Origin of the sequence: Spiroplasma endosymbiont of Cleonymus obscurus (assembly GCF_964273375.1) — a bacterium.
Lineage (GTDB): Bacteria > Bacillota_I > Bacilli_A > Mycoplasmatales > VBWQ01 > Spiroplasma_E.
Map to the genome: position 1 here is coordinate 19,782 of NZ_CAXWWA010000001.1, position 19,172 is coordinate 38,953.

Sequence of the window (19,172 nt, forward strand, 5' to 3'; positions counted from 1 at the left end):
ATGAAATATTTAGAATTAGGTACTATTGTTAATACTCATGGTCTTATTGGTGAAGTTAAGGTTTTATGTAATTATTATGGTAATAAATTTTCATGAAAAGAAAAAACAACAGTTTATTTAGAAGAAACTAAACAACTAACACCTTTAATTATTTCAAAAGTAAGAAATCATAAGCAGTTTTTATTATTAACATTTGAAAATTATAATACTATTGAGTTAGTAGAAGGTATGAAAAATAAAAATTTAGTTATTAATACTGAAGAAATAATTAATGACAACTTACCTTGATTTTATGAAGATATTCTAAATTATGAAGCATTTGATGCTAATAATAATGCTTTTTTAGGAAAAGTTATTGCTTTCTTAGATAATAATCATCAAGGTTTATGAGAAATAAAAATGACTAATAAAAAAACCTTTTTTATTCCTAATAATAAAGTATTTATTAATAAAATTAATAAAGAAGAACAAAAAGTTTATTTTAATATTATTGAAGGATTAATTAATAATGACTAAAAACCAATTCACAATTATAACTTTATTTCCCAATGCTTTTAATGATTTTATGCAAACATCAATCATCAAACGAGCTATTACTAAAAAACAAATTAGCATTGATATTATTGATATTAGAAGTTTTGCTAATAATAAACACCAACAAGTTGATGATGCTCCTTATGGTGGTGGCAATGGTATGGTTTTACAAGCAATGCCAGTAATTAATGCTATTAATAGCGTAAAACTTAAATATCCTGAGGCTAAAACAATTTTACTTAGTCCACAAGGTCAACAATGAAATCAACAATTAGCTTATAAATATAGTCAAAAAAATATTAATTATATTTTAGTTTGTGGTCATTACGAAGGTATTGATGAACGCATTATGTCTTATATTGATGAAGAGATTTCAATTGGTGATTATGTATTAACTGGTGGTGAATTACCAGCAATGGTTATTATTGATTGTATTACTAGGTTAATTCCTAATGTTATTCAACATCAATCTCATCTTAATGATTCTTTTAATAACTCATTATTGGATTATCCAACATATACAAGACCAGAAGAAGTACTAGGTATGAAAGTTCCAGAAGTTTTAATTGGTGGTCACCATGAAAAGATAGCAGAATATCGTCATCAACAAGCATTAATTAATACTTATAAAAAAAGAATTGATTTATTTAAAAAATATCAATTATCTGCAAAAGATAAAATAATAATTGAAGAATATAAATCTTCACTTAAAAAAAATAAACGAAAGGAGAAATAAAACATGCAAAATGCAATTATTAAATTAGTTAGCGAAAGTCAACTAAATCATAATCTTCCTAATTTTAAATCTGGAGATACAATCCAAGTTTTTTCTAAAATTAAAGAAGAAAAAAAAGAACGTATTCAAATGTTTGAAGGAGTAGTTATTGCTCGCAAAGGTTCAGGAATTACGCAAAATGTTATTGTTCGTAAAACTGTTGGTGGTAAAGGTGTCGAAAAAACATTTGCTTTACATTCACCATTAATTGATAAAATTAATGTTATTCGTAAGGGTAAAGTAAGAAGAGCACGTATTTTCTACTTATGTAAATTAAGCGGTAAAGCTGCTAGAATTAAAGAAATTAAAACAGTAAAACCCGTTAAATAATAATTAAACCACCGTTATTAAAATCAATGGTGGTTTTCTAAATTGATATAAAATAATAATAAAATGTATTAAAGGAGTTAAAAAAATGCCTAATGAAAGTACCCATAATCAAATTCATTGATTCCCTGGTCATATGATGAAAGCCATTAAAGCAATTGAAACTAAGTTACCAATTATTGATGTTGCAATTGAAGTTTTAGATGCACGAGCACCATTAGCAACAAAAAGTACTTTATTAGATCGTTTATTAGAGAAAAAAATAAGAATTATTGTTCTTAACAAAGTTGATTTAGCAGATGATAATTTTACTAAAGAATGAGTTACTTTTTTTGAAAGTCAAGGTTTTTCTGTTTTATTGGCAAAATCATTAACTACAAAAATGAAACCACAGTTGTTAAATTTAATTACTAAATTAATGGAACCGCAAATGGAAAAAGAATTGGCAAAAGGTATTGTTAATCCAAAAATTAAGGTATTAATTATGGGATTACCAAATACGGGTAAATCAACATTTATCAATAATTTATTGCAACGTAAAGTAACACAAACTGCTAATATACCTGGTGTTACTAGAGGTCAACAATGAATTAAATTAAATCCAACGATTGATTTGTTAGATAGTCCTGGTATTTTACCACCAAAAATGAATGATCAAAAAGTAGTAATGATTTTAGCTTTAATTAAAGCAATTCCTGTTAAACATTTATTTTTAGAAGAAATGGCTAATTTTGCTTTAACCTTTTTACTTGAGAATTATTATGAAAGATTAGTAAAATATTATAATATTAATTTTGAAATTAAAAATATTAATGATGAAACATTATTTCTTTATTTTAAGAAATTAGCACAAAAATATCATTTAAAATTGGCTAATGATGAAGATAATACTCATCGTGCCATGAATTTATTTATTAATGATTTACAAGTAGGGAAACTAGGATTAATTTCATTTGAAATACCACCTAAGATTTTAAAACATGAAAAGTAGTTTACGATACGAAATTGATAATTATTCATCAGGAACATTAATTGCTGGTTTTGATGAAGTGGGAAGGGGAGCTATTGCAGGACCAATTGTTGTTGCAAGCGTTATTCTTAAACCAAACTTTAATCATCCTTTAATTAAAGATTCAAAACAATTATCAGCAAAACAACGAATAGCAATGTATCAAATTATAATTGATAATGCACTAACAGTTGTTGTTAGTATTAAAAGTCATCAATTTGTTAATATTCATAATCCTAAGCAGACTAGTATTTTAGCAATGATAGAAGCATTTAATTTTATAAGGAGTGAATTAATTTTATGAAAAAAGATAAATGAAAAAATATGCCAAGACAAAAGTTGCATAAGAAAAAGGCAAAAAGAAATTTTGACCAAAGATTAAGTGAAAATATGAGTTTTGATAGTTTTTTAGGAGGTAGAAAATAATGGTTAAATGAATAGTTGTGATAATTGCTGTTCTTGGTACTTCTTGGGCTTTTAAAGGTACTATTAAAAAGTTAGTTTGAAAATTTAAACATAGAAAACATAATGTAGTTGACCCAGATTGTTGATATTGTAAAGAACAAAAGCGTAAAGAAAGAGCAAGAAAAGAGTTAGAGGAGGGAGGTGATTAGTATGCCAAAAGGATTAAGTGCTTTAATAGAAATGATTGGAGGTATTGGCCAAAAATTATTAGAATCTTTTAGTTATGTTTTTAACTGAGTATTTGCGGGTGATTCTATAATGACAAATTGACCGGTATTAATTCCAATATTTATGATGGTCTTAGTATTTATTAAAGAATTTATTGGACATATTATTCGTGGATTTAGATAGAAAAAATTAAAGTTGTTTTTAGGAGGTAATAGTTATGATTAAATTATTTTTTGCAATAATTTTTGTTTTTCCTTTATTAGGTAAACTTTTACCTTCTTTAAATAATATTGTGCAAAATATTTTGCAAAGTTATATTACTGATTTTTCTGGTTTACATAATTTGTCTTTGGTTATTAAAAGTTTTATTTTTGGTGATAGTTCACAACAAATAGTTTCAATGCCAGCACCATTGTTAGCAATTATTTTAGTACTTTTTACTTTTTCATTAATTTTAAAATTATTAAAAATAATATAGGAGTAGTTTATTATGGGTGTTGCTTTTATTTCAAAAGTTTTAGAACTATTTGGACAAATTTTTATGAAATTTTGAAATTTGCCAATGGCAGATTTAGGTTTTAATTTGGGAACTTTTGTTGTTTTTATTCTTTTAATAAAGTTTGCTATGTCAGTTTTTTTAAATATTGACATTCAGCCAGTTTCTACATCGGGGACTGTAAAGCAAAGTTATAGAAATATTAAAGGTAGTTCAAAATTTGTTGGTAAAAAAATTGCTAAGGTTCATAGTAAACGTATTGATAAATTAAAAGAAAAAAATAAAAAACAAGGTAAGTTTAAAGGTGGTGCTGGTGGTAATAAATTTACTGGAACATCTAGTGGTTGAGGAGTTGGTAATTAATTATGAGTGATTTTGTGAATAGTATATTGCATTTAATTTTTATATTTTCTAGTAATGATATTGGTATATTTTTAAATCAAACTAATATTACTGATGAAGTTTATATTTTGTTTAATTTGACTTTTTGGTTGGTATTAGCTGTATTTTTTAATTTTATTTATCGTAGTATTAAATTTATTTTTAGGTCATTGTTTGGGTAGGTGTTAAGTATGAGTGTTTGAGATATTTACAATAAAATACATCAATGTATAGTTGATTATTGAACTATGTTTATAGGAAGTCCAGTTGACCAATTTACTACTATTTTATGAAATTTAGTAGTTTATGGAACGCAGTTTTTTATTGGATTTATTATATTTTATGGTTTATGATGAGTTTTAAGATGTTTGTTTGGTAAATAATTATGTGATTTAAATTTGCTAAATTGTTTTTTGTTGTAAATACTTCTGTTCAAGCACCAACTAGTTTAATTGCTTCAAATGACCCTAATGTTGTTAATTATGATATTACAAAAGAAATGGTTAAACACGTTAAGTATAATGATTTTAATGATTGAGCAACAATTCCATGAAATTCTGCTTATTTTGACATTGACCAACCGGATTTAAAATTAGTTAGTGGTGAATATATTGGTAATCAGGGTACTTATATATGTTCTTATTATAGAGTGATACAGTTGGTGTTCCAAAACAACAGATAAATATGGGGTCTGGCGTTTATACTTTTAATAGGAAACAATTGGATGAATTTTCACGTATTATGTTTAATCATAATTATGTTTCAGAAAAGAATACTAATCATTTGAATTTTGTTAATAACGATAGGAGAGTTATAAATTTTCAAACACAGTTAAATTTTGAAATTGATAAACCTTTGAGTTTTTATATTCAAGGATTTATGTTTTATTTTGAATATGAACGTTTTAAAACTTTTACTGCTAATTTTACTTTTAGTTTTTTAGATTATGTTGGTAATACAAAGTATGTTTTTAAAGGTAAGGTTGATAATGATATTTATCAGCAACATTTATATAATTTTGTTACTTTGCCTATTCGTGTACCAAATTTAAAACATTTAACAGTATTTTTTGACGTTCACGGTGATTCATATTCTTATATGTCACCACAGTTAAATCTTGGTCAAGTTAATATTTTTTCAAGTGAAAATATAACGCCAGTGCCACCAAATAGTCCTTTTAATCCCGAATATGAAAGACCAAGTTGATATGATGTTTTTGGTCATTTGCGTAATGCTTTTAGATGATTACTTTATGGCGTTGTTGGTAAAGTTTTACCAGTTGAACCATTAAGACAATTTCTTTTTACAACAGATAGTTTATTACGACATATTTTTTCAGATACTATTAGTACTGCTTTAAATGTTGATATTGTTAGTGGAATAGAAAATATTATACCTTTATGATTATTTGTTAGAGCAATTAGTTTAATTATAGGTTAGGAGTTTATTATGCCTTGATATGGTTATGTGTTATTAGTTATAGGTTTGATTATAATTATTTATCCAATTCTTATAACTATTCGTAATGTTAAAATTTTAAAACGAGTTGGTAGTTATATTATTTCAGCACCTCCAAGAACTGGCAAATCTGCCCTTGCTTGTTGTTTAGCACAAACTCATAAGAAACGAGTAGTTAGAGTCCTTTCCCTATTAAGTTAAAGACTGGTTATTCTTATTTGGTTAATTATAACGATGTTTTTACTTTTAATCAGTAATGGGCGTATCAACTTAATGGTTAGATTTAATAAAAACATAAATGAGAGATAAACTCTCATTTTTAATTGTTAAACAATTATAATTAATTATTTTATTAAACCAGCACTTTATTAAAGTAATTAATTATTACATAACTAAATAAAAAATTATTTAGGCTATTGTGCTGGAATTAACCAATAGTAATTTTTGTGTTACTCTTTGAAAATTTCAGAAATTTTGGTTCCCTTCCCCTAGAACCCCTACCCTCCAAGGCTTTGCTACTGTAAGTAGCAAAGCCTTACGTATAGTAGATAAGTAGTTAGTAATAATTAATGTTAATTTAGATATTAAAAATAAAGTAAGAGAAACAACTAAAGGTATGTTATTAGAAATTGGTGAATATGAAACATGATTTCCTATTAAAGATACTACTATTAATAATAAAAAAATAACATTAAAAATAATTGAAGATTTTAATTATAAATTAGGTAAAAAATCAATTACAAAAGATATTGAAAGTATTAAAGGTAGTGATATTTTAAAATATATAAAAAATATTTCAGATATTACTACAAATGAAAATGAATTAATATCATGTGAATTTTATGAACAATATAATGGTTATTATATTTTTACAAATGATAAAAATCAAGAATGTTTTAAATATAACATTACATGAGAACAAGATATGAAAAGTTTTAAAATAAATAACCCATATAATGATAATGATTTAGCAATAAATTATATTGTTACACCAATGAAAGATATAAATACTCATAATGAAAAAATATTTTATTTAAAGTATTAAAGGAAATTAATATGTTATTAAATGTTGAAAAAATAGAATTAATAAAAAATTTATGTAATGAAAAATTACTTAAAAATAAAAAAAATATTGAAATACAAGAAATATTAAAAATTATAGAAAGGGATTAATAAATATGGAATGTAGAGAATATAGAATTAAAGGTTCATGTGATATTTGTCATAAAAATTCATCATTTGCAAATAGAACTTGTAATAAATGCTTTTATAAATTAATGAGTGATAATGATGAAATGTAATATACATAATGAAAAATATATTTGAATTAGTGAAATAGATAATACATATTATTGTAATAAATGTATAAATGAAATGATTGAAGAAGATATGTATTTAACATCAAATAATTGAGATTACTTATATGAATATTATATTAATGAATTACAATTAGAAAATTTTAAAGGAGTGTAAAAATAATGAATAGATTAGAATTACAAAATGCAAGAAAATTAATAGAAAAATTTGAAGAATTACAAGAAGAATTTAATGACAAATATGAAGATTTAGAACTTAACATTGATGCTGATTGTGAATTAAACATTAGGAATGATTATTTTGACTTTGAAAATGTAAATAAATTACAACAAGCAATTATTGATTATAAAAAAATTATTAAAGGTTAAAGGAGATGAATAAAAATGGTAGCAGCTCCTAAAAAGAAACCAGAAGATTTAATAACTAAACAAATTATTATTAGACTTACTAAAAGTGACCATTATGAATTAAAAAAACTTTGTGTAAAAAAAGAAATTACTATTAATAATTTTGTAAGGGATTTAATTAAAAATGCAATAAATTGAAAGAGTGATTATAATGAATAATTTATATAAAAAAATACTTAAATTACAATTAGAAATTGGTAGTACACCTAAAAATGGTTTTAATAAATTTGGAAATTATAAATATTGATTATTAAGTGATATTTTTAATAAATTTAAATTATTATGTAAAGAATTAAAAATTGTTATTACACATGAAGATATATTAACAACTGATAGAAAAATTAATTATTTAGATACTAAAGAAGTAGAAATAACTTATTTTAAAAGATATACAATTATTGATTTAGATAATGATAAAGAAAGTAAATATTTTGATATACTTGCTTGTGCTAAAAATACAGATATAGCAAAAGCAAAAGGTAGTGCAGAAACTTATGCTTATAGATATTTTTAATGAATTTATTATTATTAAGTGAAGATGAACTTGACCCAGATAATGATAATGTTAATTTAATACAAAATAATTATAATAAACAACAAAATTATAGTAATAATATAAAAATAACAAATGAAAAATGAGAACCAAGTGAAAAACAATTAGATTATTTTGAAAAATATATGATTACAAATACAGTTTTATTTGATGAATGTATAAGAGAAGATATGGAAAGATTAAATCCAAGTAATAATAAAGATTTTTTAATATTAATGGGTAAAAATTATTTAGATAATTTATTTGATAAATTTAATGAAATTCGTGAAAGATTTAAAAAATTAAAAAATAATAAAAGTGAGTATCGCAATTATGAATAAATGTAAATATTGTAAAAAAAGAATTTGATTAACAAATTATTGATGTATGAATTGTTTAAAAATATTAGTTATAAATTTAAATAAAAATAAGGAGAAAAAATAATGTTTACATCAGAAGAATTAAGAAAAAAAGTACTAAAAATGAATAAAAAACAATTAATAGAACTTTTAATAAATCACTATGAAATACTTTTAAAATTTAACAAATGTAATTGTAAAAAGGAGAATAAATAATGAATAGATGTACATTTACTCAAATTACTAAATTTACTAGTTTAATACTACCAGATGATGAACACTTTGAACAAATACAATGTGAAAATATGACAGAAGAGCAATTTGATGAATATAGAAGAGTATATTGTAAAGAACATAGAAATAAAGTTGATGAAATTAATAAATCAAGGCATAAAAATTGTATTAATAAAGAAAAATTAGTATCTTTTTTATCTGAATTTTATAATAACTTTAATCAAGTTGAAGACAAATGATTTCAATCAAAAGCAGATACTTATGCAAATATATTAGAAAAAATTAAAAAGGGTGATTTTAATAATGAATAAAGAAGTATGTTGTGAAGATTGTTGTGTATGTGATAAAAAACATGATTTATTTACTTGTGAAAAAAACTGCTGAGAAAATGTATGTGAACATTGTTATCAAGGTGATAAAGAACAAATACCATGTTGTTTTAGTGAAGTTAATGAAATTGGAAAACATATAACAAATTGTATTAATTGACCAACAAAATTAGATAAAGATAATGATTGTGGGCGTATTTCAAGTCTAGTTATAATTTAATTTTCTTTAAATAAAAGATAAAATAAATTATTAATTGTTATAAATATTATAACCCTATTTAGGGTTAATGTCAAGTCTTAATATAGATTTTATTAACTTATAAAGGTAATGTTTAGTAATCTGTGTAACTTACAAAAATAACTATGTTTAATTAATTCTAGTAAATATAATTAAATGACTAGAAAGAGTGAGTTACAGATGGCTAAAAAAGATAACTTTAATAATAATGATCCAATATCAAAAGCAGTAGATTTATTATTAGAAAATACTGAAGATTTAACAACAGTTTTTAAAGAAGGGGGTTTATATAAAGAATTAACAAAACGTTTAGTTGAAAAAATGTTGAATTCTGAGATGCAAAATTATTTAGGATATGAAAAAAATCAACATAGTAATAGTGACAATGCTCGTAATGGTATAAGTTCAAAAAAATTAATAACTCAACAAGGTAAAATTGAGATTGATGTACCACGAGATCGTAATAGTAATTTTACTCCTGTAATAGTGCCAAAAAGACAGAGAAGATTTGATGGTTTTGATCAACAAGTTCTTTCCTTATATGCAAAAGGTATGACATTATCAGATATTAGAATGCAGTTACAAGAGTTATATCAGGGTGCTGATATTAGTGAAAGTATTATTAGTCAAATTACTGATGATGTTATTGATGATGTCAAAGCATGACAAAATAGACCATTAGAAGGCATTTATCCTATTGTTTATTTTGATTGTATAGTAGTTAAAGTACGACAAGATAAACGCATTATTAACAAATCAGTTTATATAGCTTTAGGAGTTGATTTAGAAGGTAAAAAAGATGTTTTAGGTTTATGAATTAGTGAAAATGAAGGTGCTAAATTTTGATTAGCAAATTTAACAGAAATGAAAAATCGTGGCTTAAATGATATTCTTATTGCCTGCAGTGATAATTTAACAGGCATGTCAGAAGCAATACAATTAGTTTATCTTAAAACAGAACATCAATTATGCATAGTTCATCAAATTAGAAATAGTTTGAAATATGTCTCATATAAGCATAGAAAATCTCTAGTTGCAGATTTAAAACCAATTTATACTGCATGTAGTGAAGAACAAGCAATGCAGGCTTTAGAATCCTTTGAAAATAAGTGAAATAAACACTATCCTCAAATTGCTAAATCTTGATATAAAAATTGAGATAATTTAATGGTTTTTATTAGTTATCCTGCAGAAATTAAAAGAGTGATTTATACAACAAATGCTATTGAATCTGTAAATAGTCAATTACGAAAAATTATCAGAAATAAAAAAGTTTTTCCTAATGATATGGCAGTTTTTAAAATATTTTATTTAGCAATTGAAAATATAACAAAAAAATGAACAATGCCCATTCAAAATTGAAATACAGCAATTGCTCATTTTATGATAAAATTTGAAGATAGAATTAATCTAAACTAGTACTTTGTAAAACAAAGATACACAGATTACATAAAAGCCTCCATTTTATGATAAAATTTGAAGATAGAATTAATCTGAACTAGTACTTTGCAAAACAAAGATACACAGATTATTAAAAAGCCTCTTTATAAAATAAAAATTCCTAACTATTTAGGTTTAGATTTATTAAATTTTATAAATTTAAACAAATACTTTTAATTTATTAATTCTTGCTTGTTTTAATTTTAATAAATTAAAAAATGCTTCTTTTGAATAAATTTTTGCATTATTATTAGATATTGATTTGATTAAATGATAAACATCACTTTCAGCACTACAACCAATATTTCAAATAGCATTTTGATTTTCAATACCTTTTTTATTATTTTTAAAATATTCATATATTTTTTCATCAGCATTATTTTCTTTTAAATAATCTAATAATTTATAATAATTACCATTTAAAAATAATTTATAATAAGCATAATTTAATTTTTTATTATTTTCTTTTGTTCTTTTACCTTTTCCTACAATAAATACTTGTTTTAATTTTTGTAATGGATGTCATTTATCTACAGCATAATCAATTTTTAAATAATTAGCAGTAGATTTAAGATAAGTTGCACCATCACCCGTTAATTTTAAATTTTCATTAGTATAACCAATAAAAATATTATCTACATTAGTTATTATAGATTTACCAAATTCTTTTTTATTAATTCTTTGACCTTTTCTAGTTGATATAACAAAAATATATTTATTTTCTAAAACATGTCTATTATCAGTAGATTTATTTAAATCAAAACCAGTACTTATACTTACTGTTCTATGTCTAAATTTTCTTTTCTTTTTATTATCAATTAAATTATTATATGATTCATCTGATTGAATATAAATAAAATCAGTTGGTAATATTTGTCTTTTTTCTTGTGGTAAATCTTGTACAAATATATTTGTTGTTTTTACTCTTCTACAAATTGTTGATAAAGATATATCTATTTTTAAATTATGTTTAATTATAGGATATGTAATATTATTAAAATCAGCTTCATAAATTATTGATTTTGTTACTTGATTAGTAAATTTTTTATTTTTATCAATATTAATATATGTATCTAATGGATATAAATATTCACCAGTAATTTTATGTTGATATACTTTTCTATAAAAATCTTTTACTATTCCATACATTGATGTAAAAGTTCTTTTAGCAGTTTTAACATATTTATATTTATTTTTATCATAGTAATTTTCATACCAATATTTATCATATTTAATTAAATCATTTTTATAATCTAATAACATTTGTTTTTCATGACTAATTTTAAACTGATTATGAGGAAATTGTTCAGATAGTAAAATCATAATGCTTTTGCCTTTCTAAATACATGACTTTGAGTATAACAATAATTAACTGGTGAGTGTTGTAATATACTTTAGTTAAAATGTTATAATTAGTATATAAATATTGAATATAGGTGATATAATATGCCAGCAAAAAGAAAAGAATTAGGAAATTATGATGTTACAATTAGTAATTATTTAAGAACTAAAAATAAAACATTAACACCACAAGGATTAAATAATGCACTTGGAATTGATAGAAAATTTATATTTGATTGCCGACGCAGAAGCAATCCATGACAACGTAATTTTTTAAAAAGTTATGATAAAGCACGTAGTATTATTTCAACTCATATGTTAGAAAAAGCATTAGTAAAACCAGAATTAATTTATACACATTGATTAAAATCTCATCCAAATGAATTTGATATTAATGAAGATGATAATACTATTCAAAGTAATATAATTATTAATATTTCTGAACCTAGAAAAATAGAAAATAATGATTAAAAACCTATAATAAATATAGGTTTTTTTCTTTATTTTAAAGGGAAAAAATGATATAATTTACATAAGGAAACAGTAGCCATTCTGTGAGAATAGGAGTTAAATATGGAAAACTTTAACTGAGATAAAAATAAAAATTATAATAGTGAAGAATTAGAAAGTTTATTAGAACAACACCGAAATTTTGTTTATAAAACTACTAAGACTGAATTAGAACCTAAATTAAGTGAATATGAAACAAAAATAAAAGAATATGAAAATAAAGTTAATGAATATCAAGAAAAAGAATTATTTAATGGTTTTAATGATAAACAATTAAAAATAGTTAAATCATTAATTAATACTGAATATAAAGAACTTGATAAACATTCTGCTTTAAATAAAATAAAAGAAGATTATGCAGAAATATTTAATAATAATTTACATAATAAAGAAATAAAAAAACAAGAAATTATTAAAAATGAAGAATCTAAACAAGAGTTTTTTAATCCAAAAACACTTTTTGAATTAGATAATAATATTACATCTAAAAATGAAGAATTATTAAAAAATACAGAAGTTGTAGGAGCAAAAACTAAACAAGAAATGATTAAATTTTTAGAATTTTTATTTAGTAAATAATTAAATATTTCTCAAAAGGAGAGATATTATGGCTATTCCACAAGTTCCAACTGGTTTAATTACTGGTGGTAATAATGGAAATAAAGCAATGTTAACTGCTATGGAAGCTCAAGTAAAAGGTATACTTTATAATGATGAAAGTATGATGTTTTTAAAAGCAAGTGCAGTTGCAGAACAAATAAGTGAAATACCTGGAGCAGTAGAAGCATATTATCGTATTGCTGAACGTTTACGTTGAGGTTCAAAATATGATGTTATGACTGGTACAAATAAACAATGAACAACATTAAGAACAACTAGTGTTATTTTAGACCAAATATTAGTTATTGATTGAAGAACTGAAGATTTTGATATGAATAGATTTATGTCAAGTCCAATTCCATTAAAAGCAAATATGTTATCAATATGAGCAGAAAGTGCATTAAGAAATTATTTATTTATACAAGAATGTATTTTTTTACAAGGTATTAAAGATTATTGTATTGCTAAATCACAAGTAATTCCTATTAATATGTTAGAAATGACAGAAGATACAGCAAAATCAGCATTTTATCAAATTGGTGATAAAATGAATGAATTATTAGGAAATATAACTGAAACTGAAATTGGTACAAATGTAAGTGATTTTATTGGTGCATTAGGATTTACTCCAATGTTACAATTAACAAAAGCATATTTAAGATTAAATTATGGTCAAATTGCAGCAGATACTGTAGCAAGTGGTCAATTATATAAACAATCAGTATTTGGTATGTTTTTATATAAACATATGTTTTTAAATAAAGATATGGTTAAAGATACTAAAACTGGTTTACATTTAGAAAAAACATTTGATTTAAAAAAAGTATTAGGAGTTTTTGTACATAGAAATGCATTTGCACAACCTAATAGTTTTCAAAAAATTGTTAATTTAATTGATAATAATACATTAAATCAAAAAACATTAGGTAAAGCACTTTATGGTATAACAACAGCAATTCGTGGTTGATTATCATTTATTATTATGGAAAAAATGCCAACAGCTGATGAAATTAAAGAAGCACAAAAACGTTGTTGAACTAATTGAATTAAATTAACTCCAGCAGAAAGAGAAAAATCACCAGTAACATTTAAAATTGCTGATTTTGATGATTTTAGAATTAGTTTAAATGATTTAATTTATTTTAAAAATTTAGGAAAAATTAAAATGGCTGGTGATACACCAACTAATGATGAATTAGAAACTGCAATAATAAATGCTGGTAATAATGGTTATGAAAAAGGTAAAGCAACATTTAGTAATATTACATCAAAAAGTGCTACTATGACTGGTAATGATAAAGATTATATTGAAGAAATAGAATTAAAATTTTCTAAAAAATAATTATGGAATATATTTATAAATATTTTGATGAAAAAGCACATATTACTATTTATTCACCAAAGCCAGAAGATTTAACTACAAGTAATGATATTAGAGCAATTTTATTAGATGAATATCCTAAATTAAGAAATGATTATTTTATAGTAAGTGTGATGTACATGATAGTTATGCAATATGTGTTGGAGATAATATACATTGTGAAGGTAAAGTAATAATTAAAATAGAAAAACAAACTAATGTAGAAGGAGTAAATGAAAATGCCAAATGACACCATTATACAATCAAATAATTATACTTTATTAAAGATAATTCGTTCTTCAATAAGTGTCCTTTAATGGCAATGATTGGTACAAGTGCTTATTATGGTCAAGTAATAGGTAATCCAGTACTAGGTTCAATTAATAGTTTATTATTTGGTAAAAAATTAGGTTTAGATATTTGAAATTTAAATCAAAGACCAAATACTAAAACTAAATTAATTAATAGTTCTAAAAAAATATTATTAGGATTAGGAACAATTGGATTATCAAATTATGCTAAATTTACTACTAATTCAATTAATCCAAATCCTAATCCATTTCCAGATGATTTATTATTAATGAAAAATAATAATAATTTAATGGATTGAGATACATTTATTAGTTTAAATTCATATGGTATATCAAATCTTATTAGTGGATTAACTGAGTTAATACCTAATAAATTTGAAACAATAAGAAAGATTTGTAATATGGCAACTGGTGGATGTTTGATTAGTAGTGGTGTTGCTATGGGTATAAATAATGATTTTAATAATGCTTATGCAATACCTACCATAATTGCTGGTGCAAGTGAAATTATCCATAATTTACTACCTATGGAAACTACAAATCATATTGAAGAAATGCAAGAAACACTATTTAATAATGAAACTGCAAATCTTATTAATGATAGTGTAAGTGAATATGGTACTAATAGTGAATCAAATTTAAGATGAGATTATAGTCATATGAGTTTATAATGTTACCTTTAATTATTGAATGAATATATTATGCATTAGCAAGTAATGATATTAAATTAGCATTAATAAATGCTTTAAAAAATTATTATAAAAATCAATCATTAAAAGCAGTATTTGATAGTGAAAATATTAGTGAAAAAGAAATACATCAACCATATAGTGTTTTTAATCCAAATATACTTAAAAAATTAACAAGTATATTAAAACCAAGTGAATTATCTATATTACAAAATGAAATTAATAAATTTAAAAATCCAATAAATAGTTTTAAAAATTCTATTATGCCAACAGAAATTAGAATAGTTAAAAATTATGTAAATAAATTTGATAATTTATTTAAAGAAAATGAAAAAGAAATACCAGAAAATGCATGAGAAGTATTATCAAGTTCATGATTTAAAAAAGGAAGATTTATTGTTAATAATAAAAATTTAAAAATTGGAACTTTAACAACATTATTTCAAAGTGATAATGATAAAAGACAAATATGATATGGTCCATATACTTATCCAACATTTCCACAAGAAATATGAATATTAATGACACAAGCTAAAGGTAAAAATGGTTCTGGTGCTGGAACAATATTTTGAAAATTTTGAAATAGAAAATGATTACCAAGTCAACTAAGAAAATATGTTAAAAGTGAATTAGCAAAAAAAGGTAAATATTATGGTTCACAAGATACTAGTGTAATTTATCCTAATAATATTAATGTACAAAAAACTATGCATTTTATTAATAGATTAGAAAAAGGTTTTTTTAAATTAAAAGAATATAAAACTTTATCTAAAAATGAAATTGGAAGTACACAATGAAGATATGAAAGAAAACAATTATTAAAAAATTCTTTACATACAAATAAATATATAAAAATTAAAAGAAATTCTAATTTTTATAAAACATGAAAGTAGGTGGTAATTATTATTGAATTAGATAAACCAATTAAACCAATTGGTATATGAAATACTATTAATCCATTAAGTAAAGATAATAAAGAATATAAAAAATTAAATAAGATTTGATTTAATAAAAATAGTACTCATATAGATAAAATAAAAATTTTAATATCAAATATTTTAAAAATAACTAGTCATATTATTGGTATGTTAATAACATTATTTTTTACAATAACACCTTGATTAATACCTAAAATACCAATAGAAATGGGAATAGGTAATTATACTAATCAATATAATTTTACTTGACCTGACCATTTAATATTAACTTTATTTCCTATGTTTGGTCATATTGGATTAAATTTAGTAACTAAATTAGGTAATTATGGAAAATTAATTAAATATGCATTGATAACAATACCAATTATTATTACAAGTCCTTATTTAATATATCAATATAAAGAAATTAGAAAACATAAAAAAGAATGTCATTTATGTAAACAACATTCAAATAAAATACAATTGGAGGAATAAAAAATGAATTTATCTACAACAGTAATATCAGCAGTATTAAGTGGAGCAGTTGCTAGTGGAGTAATTGTTACTATTGTTTTATTATTTTTATCAAAATTTATTAAAAAATCAAAACAATCAAATTTAGCAAAAGAATTAAAAAATAATAAAGAATTAGAATTTATTAAAGCAAATATTAAACAAATAAATTCTCAATTACAATTAGAAACTACATCAACTGCTAAATTACTTGATAGTTTTAATGTAGAACAAGAACAAATAGATAATTTTGTAATAGCACAAAAATCTAAAAAGAAAGAATTATCTGAAAAAGATAAGAAAAAAGTAACTAAATTTAAAATTTAAAGGGTTTAAATACCCTTTATTTTACATTAAGGAGTAAATTATTATGGCTATTAAAGACCCATTAATGTTTATTACAATTGAAGAATTTAAAAATTGAAAAGGTTTTAATAAATCATTATTTGATGAAGTTACAACACCAGATAGTGAAATTAGATATGCAATAGAAATTGCAAGTAGTAATATTGATTATTTAAGTGGTTTTACTATTTCAAAAAAATGACCAGAAATAAATCCAACAAAATTTACAGATAATATTCAAACTGCAACTACTCATTATGTTAATTTTTTATTAGGTAAAGGTGTTGAATATGCACGTGGTCAAGCAAGTATTGGTCAAGGTGGTATTACTTATTCACAAAATAATCCAGAAGACCCTTATTATATTGTTCCACAAGTATTTAATTATTTAAAAGAAATAAATGAATATCCAATTATGCAAGGTTTTAATCTTAATGTTTCACCTAAACAAAATTGATTTAAAAAATTTATGGGTACTGGTGGTGAACAAAATCCATGAGAAATTTATTTACAATCTAATAATATTAAAAGTAGTGATAATAGAACTAAAATTACTATTAGTCATCCAAAAAATATTATAGGTTCAGTAGTTTATATTGATACAAATGGTATAAAATCATTTGATAATTTAACAACAATTGAATTATTTACTAAATATTTTAGTAATGATACTATGAAATTAGTTGATGGTAAAGAAGGTCAAGAAAAGAAAGTTATTAGTGCTACTGGTGGTAGTGGTGAATCATTATGAGAAGTTGATAAAGATAATCCTAATTTTATTAAACCAAAAGATGATAAAGGTATTGATGTTAATGGTAAAAGAATTATTGATGTTGGAACACCTACTTTTTTAAGTGATGCTACAACTAAAGAATATGTTGATAATTTATTAGATAAAAAACAATCACAATTAACAGAAAATAATGCTGGAGATAATATTACTATTACTGGAACTGGTTCAGATATTAAAATTAATTCTAATGGTGGAAGTTCAGTTGATGAAAATAGAATATTTAATAATAAAGATGATAAAGATAGCACTACAAGATTAGTTAATGAAGTTATTAAAACTAATGTTGGTGGTAAAACTTTAATTTATAGAGATAAACCTAATATAACTGATGATTTAGATATTCCAAATAAAAAATATATAGATGATAAAATACCTAATTTAGATAATTATTATACAAAAAAAGAAATAGATGAATTAAAAAGTGATATTGATACTATAATAAGTTTTAAACAAGAGCAAACAGATAATAAATTAGAAACTACTAATAAAACTGTTGTTGGTGGTATAAATGAAATAAATAAAAAATTAGAAGATTTTAAAATTATTAAATGAAAAGTAATAGGTAATAGAATTAATGATAAGAAATGACATATACCAACTGCACCTTTTAATCAATATATTTATAGAGTATTTGTTACATGAGAAGTTACAGAAGAAAATCCTTTAAATAAAGGTTATCAACAAGTTATATTTTTTAAATCACCTAAATTAATAGGTACTGGTAATTGAAGAATTGCTTCGGGAAAAATTGGTAATAGTGATAGTACATTAAATATTAATTTTGATAATACAGATTGAAGTTTAACTTTAAATGGTGGTAATGGTGGAGCAATTATTAGTTTAGAAGTATTAGAACAAGCAGATGATAATGTTTATCAAATTAATAGTAAAACATTAAATATTATTTCACCTGAAAAAATTGATATAGAAAAACCTATTAAAATTAATTCATATAGTTTAGAAACTAATGAAATTAGAGAAAATGAATGAGATATTGAATTAAAAAATAATCCAACACCAAATATTCCACAATGAAAAGAAGTAGGAACAAAGAAAAATAACAAAACAATTGAATATAATTTTATTAAAAATAAAAGATATCGTATTTACTATAATTATTCTCCTACTGATGATGAAATAGAAGAATCTTGAATAATTAAAGAATTTATATATATTAATAAAACACAATATTTAAATAGTTTAATAACACAAGATAGTAATTATGTTTGATTAAAACTAAATCAAAATAGTATATTTCTAATTACAGCACCTTATCCTTTCAGTTTAGGGAAACTTTTAAAATTAGAAGAATTACAGGAATAAT

At 22.8% G+C, this 19,172-nt stretch carries 34 protein-coding genes; 33 read left to right on the plus strand and 1 reads right to left on the minus strand.

The genetic code is table 4. The features are described from left to right. From rimM to ACI2WJ_RS00245, 24 genes are all read left to right on the plus strand, one after another. Complete coding sequence (gene rimM, locus ACI2WJ_RS00130) at nucleotides 1–516, plus strand: ribosome maturation factor RimM (RefSeq protein WP_400254458.1); 516 nt, start codon at nucleotides 1–3, stop codon at nucleotides 514–516. Further along, a complete protein-coding gene (gene trmD / locus ACI2WJ_RS00135) occupies nucleotides 509–1,270 on the plus strand; it encodes a tRNA (guanosine(37)-N1)-methyltransferase TrmD (protein ID WP_342266252.1) in 762 nt (253 codons plus the stop codon). The genes rimM and trmD overlap by 8 nt, the downstream gene beginning before the upstream one ends. A 3-nt stretch (nucleotides 1,271–1,273) precedes the next feature. After that, nucleotides 1,274–1,639 (plus strand): 50S ribosomal protein L19, encoded by a 366-nt coding sequence (gene rplS, locus ACI2WJ_RS00140; protein ID WP_400254459.1) that lies wholly within the window; start codon nucleotides 1,274–1,276, stop codon nucleotides 1,637–1,639. Nucleotides 1,640–1,724: 85 nt separating this feature from the next. Further along, nucleotides 1,725–2,627, plus strand: a complete 903-nt coding sequence (gene ylqF, locus ACI2WJ_RS00145) for a ribosome biogenesis GTPase YlqF (RefSeq protein ID WP_252319417.1) — start codon at nucleotides 1,725–1,727, stop codon at nucleotides 2,625–2,627. Further along, entirely contained in the window at nucleotides 2,617–3,027 is a 411-nt protein-coding gene (locus tag ACI2WJ_RS00150) for a hypothetical protein (protein WP_400254460.1), read from the plus strand. The genes ylqF and ACI2WJ_RS00150 overlap by 11 nt, the downstream gene beginning before the upstream one ends. A gap of 43 nt (nucleotides 3,028–3,070) precedes the next feature. Next, entirely contained in the window at nucleotides 3,071–3,259 is a 189-nt protein-coding gene (locus tag ACI2WJ_RS00155) for a hypothetical protein (RefSeq protein ID WP_338960158.1), read from the plus strand. A 1-nt stretch (nucleotide 3,260) separates the two neighbouring features. Further along, on the plus strand, nucleotides 3,261–3,461 hold the full coding sequence (locus tag ACI2WJ_RS00160; RefSeq protein WP_338956925.1) for a hypothetical protein: 201 nt from the start codon (nucleotides 3,261–3,263) through the stop codon (nucleotides 3,459–3,461). 34 nt (nucleotides 3,462–3,495) lie between these two features. Beyond that, a complete protein-coding gene (locus ACI2WJ_RS00165) occupies nucleotides 3,496–3,756 on the plus strand; it encodes a hypothetical protein (RefSeq protein WP_338956747.1) in 261 nt (86 codons plus the stop codon). Between the two features lie 12 nt (nucleotides 3,757–3,768). After that, nucleotides 3,769–4,137 (plus strand): hypothetical protein, encoded by a 369-nt coding sequence (locus ACI2WJ_RS00170; RefSeq protein WP_338956929.1) that lies wholly within the window; start codon nucleotides 3,769–3,771, stop codon nucleotides 4,135–4,137. Between the two features lie 209 nt (nucleotides 4,138–4,346). After that, on the plus strand, nucleotides 4,347–4,538 hold the full coding sequence (locus tag ACI2WJ_RS00175; protein ID WP_338956933.1) for a hypothetical protein: 192 nt from the start codon (nucleotides 4,347–4,349) through the stop codon (nucleotides 4,536–4,538). A 2-nt stretch (nucleotides 4,539–4,540) separates the two neighbouring features. Beyond that, on the plus strand, nucleotides 4,541–4,837 hold the full coding sequence (locus tag ACI2WJ_RS00180) for a hypothetical protein (protein ID WP_400254461.1): 297 nt from the start codon (nucleotides 4,541–4,543) through the stop codon (nucleotides 4,835–4,837). Between the two features lie 2 nt (nucleotides 4,838–4,839). Beyond that, nucleotides 4,840–5,595 (plus strand): hypothetical protein, encoded by a 756-nt coding sequence (locus ACI2WJ_RS00185; RefSeq protein ID WP_400254462.1) that lies wholly within the window; start codon nucleotides 4,840–4,842, stop codon nucleotides 5,593–5,595. 9 nt (nucleotides 5,596–5,604) lie between these two features. Then, entirely contained in the window at nucleotides 5,605–5,814 is a 210-nt protein-coding gene (locus ACI2WJ_RS00190; protein ID WP_400254463.1) for a hypothetical protein, read from the plus strand. A 415-nt stretch (nucleotides 5,815–6,229) separates the two neighbouring features. Beyond that, nucleotides 6,230–6,658, plus strand: a complete 429-nt coding sequence (locus ACI2WJ_RS00195) for a hypothetical protein (protein ID WP_400254464.1) — start codon at nucleotides 6,230–6,232, stop codon at nucleotides 6,656–6,658. Between the two features lie 133 nt (nucleotides 6,659–6,791). After that, nucleotides 6,792–6,914: a hypothetical protein gene (locus ACI2WJ_RS00200; RefSeq protein ID WP_400254465.1), complete on the plus strand. Its 123-nt coding sequence runs from the start codon at nucleotides 6,792–6,794 to the stop codon at nucleotides 6,912–6,914. Then, nucleotides 6,901–7,086 carry a hypothetical protein gene (locus ACI2WJ_RS00205; protein WP_400254466.1) on the plus strand — a complete coding sequence of 62 codons (186 nt, stop codon included), beginning with the start codon at nucleotides 6,901–6,903 and terminating at the stop codon, nucleotides 7,084–7,086. Before ACI2WJ_RS00200 ends, ACI2WJ_RS00205 begins: the two co-directional genes overlap by 14 nt. 5 nt (nucleotides 7,087–7,091) lie before the next feature. Then, a complete protein-coding gene (locus tag ACI2WJ_RS00210; RefSeq protein ID WP_400254467.1) occupies nucleotides 7,092–7,298 on the plus strand; it encodes a hypothetical protein in 207 nt (68 codons plus the stop codon). A 15-nt stretch (nucleotides 7,299–7,313) separates the two neighbouring features. After that, nucleotides 7,314–7,496: a hypothetical protein gene (locus ACI2WJ_RS00215; RefSeq protein ID WP_400254468.1), complete on the plus strand. Its 183-nt coding sequence runs from the start codon at nucleotides 7,314–7,316 to the stop codon at nucleotides 7,494–7,496. Beyond that, complete coding sequence (locus ACI2WJ_RS00220; protein WP_400254469.1) at nucleotides 7,489–7,851, plus strand: ERF family protein; 363 nt, start codon at nucleotides 7,489–7,491, stop codon at nucleotides 7,849–7,851. Before ACI2WJ_RS00215 ends, ACI2WJ_RS00220 begins: the two co-directional genes overlap by 8 nt. After that, nucleotides 7,851–8,210 carry a hypothetical protein gene (locus tag ACI2WJ_RS00225; protein ID WP_400254470.1) on the plus strand — a complete coding sequence of 120 codons (360 nt, stop codon included), beginning with the start codon at nucleotides 7,851–7,853 and terminating at the stop codon, nucleotides 8,208–8,210. Before ACI2WJ_RS00220 ends, ACI2WJ_RS00225 begins: the two co-directional genes overlap by 1 nt. 102 nt (nucleotides 8,211–8,312) lie before the next feature. Further along, the gene (locus tag ACI2WJ_RS00230) at nucleotides 8,313–8,444 is read left to right on the plus strand and encodes a hypothetical protein (RefSeq protein WP_400254471.1); all 132 of its coding nucleotides are present in this window, start codon (nucleotides 8,313–8,315) and stop codon (nucleotides 8,442–8,444) included. Continuing rightward, nucleotides 8,444–8,773 (plus strand): hypothetical protein, encoded by a 330-nt coding sequence (locus ACI2WJ_RS00235; protein ID WP_400254472.1) that lies wholly within the window; start codon nucleotides 8,444–8,446, stop codon nucleotides 8,771–8,773. Before ACI2WJ_RS00230 ends, ACI2WJ_RS00235 begins: the two co-directional genes overlap by 1 nt. Continuing rightward, nucleotides 8,766–9,011 (plus strand): hypothetical protein, encoded by a 246-nt coding sequence (locus ACI2WJ_RS00240; protein ID WP_400254473.1) that lies wholly within the window; start codon nucleotides 8,766–8,768, stop codon nucleotides 9,009–9,011. The genes ACI2WJ_RS00235 and ACI2WJ_RS00240 overlap by 8 nt, the downstream gene beginning before the upstream one ends. A 198-nt stretch (nucleotides 9,012–9,209) precedes the next feature. Further along, a complete protein-coding gene (locus ACI2WJ_RS00245; protein ID WP_400254505.1) occupies nucleotides 9,210–10,448 on the plus strand; it encodes an IS256 family transposase in 1,239 nt (412 codons plus the stop codon). A gap of 180 nt (nucleotides 10,449–10,628) precedes the next feature. On the opposite strand, the gene ACI2WJ_RS00250 is transcribed toward ACI2WJ_RS00245, so the two are convergent. Further along, a complete protein-coding gene (locus tag ACI2WJ_RS00250) occupies nucleotides 10,629–11,792 on the minus strand; it encodes an Mbov_0401 family ICE element transposase-like protein (protein WP_400254474.1) in 1,164 nt (387 codons plus the stop codon). Nucleotides 11,793–11,915: 123 nt separating this feature from the next. Here ACI2WJ_RS00250 and ACI2WJ_RS00255 point away from each other — a divergent pair, with 123 nt between their 5' ends. The 9 genes from ACI2WJ_RS00255 to ACI2WJ_RS00295 all read left to right on the plus strand — a co-directional run bounded on the left by ACI2WJ_RS00255 (nucleotide 11,916) and on the right by ACI2WJ_RS00295 (nucleotide 19,171). Next, nucleotides 11,916–12,281: a hypothetical protein gene (locus ACI2WJ_RS00255; RefSeq protein WP_400254475.1), complete on the plus strand. Its 366-nt coding sequence runs from the start codon at nucleotides 11,916–11,918 to the stop codon at nucleotides 12,279–12,281. A gap of 102 nt (nucleotides 12,282–12,383) precedes the next feature. Then, nucleotides 12,384–12,899: a hypothetical protein gene (locus ACI2WJ_RS00260; protein WP_400254476.1), complete on the plus strand. Its 516-nt coding sequence runs from the start codon at nucleotides 12,384–12,386 to the stop codon at nucleotides 12,897–12,899. 28 nt (nucleotides 12,900–12,927) lie between these two features. Beyond that, on the plus strand, nucleotides 12,928–14,262 hold the full coding sequence (locus ACI2WJ_RS00265; RefSeq protein WP_400254477.1) for a hypothetical protein: 1,335 nt from the start codon (nucleotides 12,928–12,930) through the stop codon (nucleotides 14,260–14,262). A 2-nt stretch (nucleotides 14,263–14,264) separates the two neighbouring features. Further along, nucleotides 14,265–14,474: a hypothetical protein gene (locus ACI2WJ_RS00270; RefSeq protein ID WP_400254478.1), complete on the plus strand. Its 210-nt coding sequence runs from the start codon at nucleotides 14,265–14,267 to the stop codon at nucleotides 14,472–14,474. Nucleotides 14,475–14,596: 122 nt separating this feature from the next. Beyond that, entirely contained in the window at nucleotides 14,597–15,262 is a 666-nt protein-coding gene (locus ACI2WJ_RS00275; protein WP_400254479.1) for a hypothetical protein, read from the plus strand. Beyond that, the gene (locus ACI2WJ_RS00280; protein ID WP_400254480.1) at nucleotides 15,262–16,173 is read left to right on the plus strand and encodes a hypothetical protein; all 912 of its coding nucleotides are present in this window, start codon (nucleotides 15,262–15,264) and stop codon (nucleotides 16,171–16,173) included. The genes ACI2WJ_RS00275 and ACI2WJ_RS00280 overlap by 1 nt, the downstream gene beginning before the upstream one ends. Next, nucleotides 16,174–16,692, plus strand: a complete 519-nt coding sequence (locus ACI2WJ_RS00285) for a hypothetical protein (protein WP_400254481.1) — start codon at nucleotides 16,174–16,176, stop codon at nucleotides 16,690–16,692. It abuts the gene before it with no gap. Nucleotides 16,693–16,695: 3 nt separating this feature from the next. Next, nucleotides 16,696–17,037 carry a hypothetical protein gene (locus ACI2WJ_RS00290; protein WP_174480417.1) on the plus strand — a complete coding sequence of 114 codons (342 nt, stop codon included), beginning with the start codon at nucleotides 16,696–16,698 and terminating at the stop codon, nucleotides 17,035–17,037. 43 nt (nucleotides 17,038–17,080) lie between these two features. After that, nucleotides 17,081–19,171 (plus strand): hypothetical protein, encoded by a 2,091-nt coding sequence (locus ACI2WJ_RS00295; RefSeq protein WP_400254482.1) that lies wholly within the window; start codon nucleotides 17,081–17,083, stop codon nucleotides 19,169–19,171. Nucleotide 19,172: the final 1 nt, after the last annotated feature.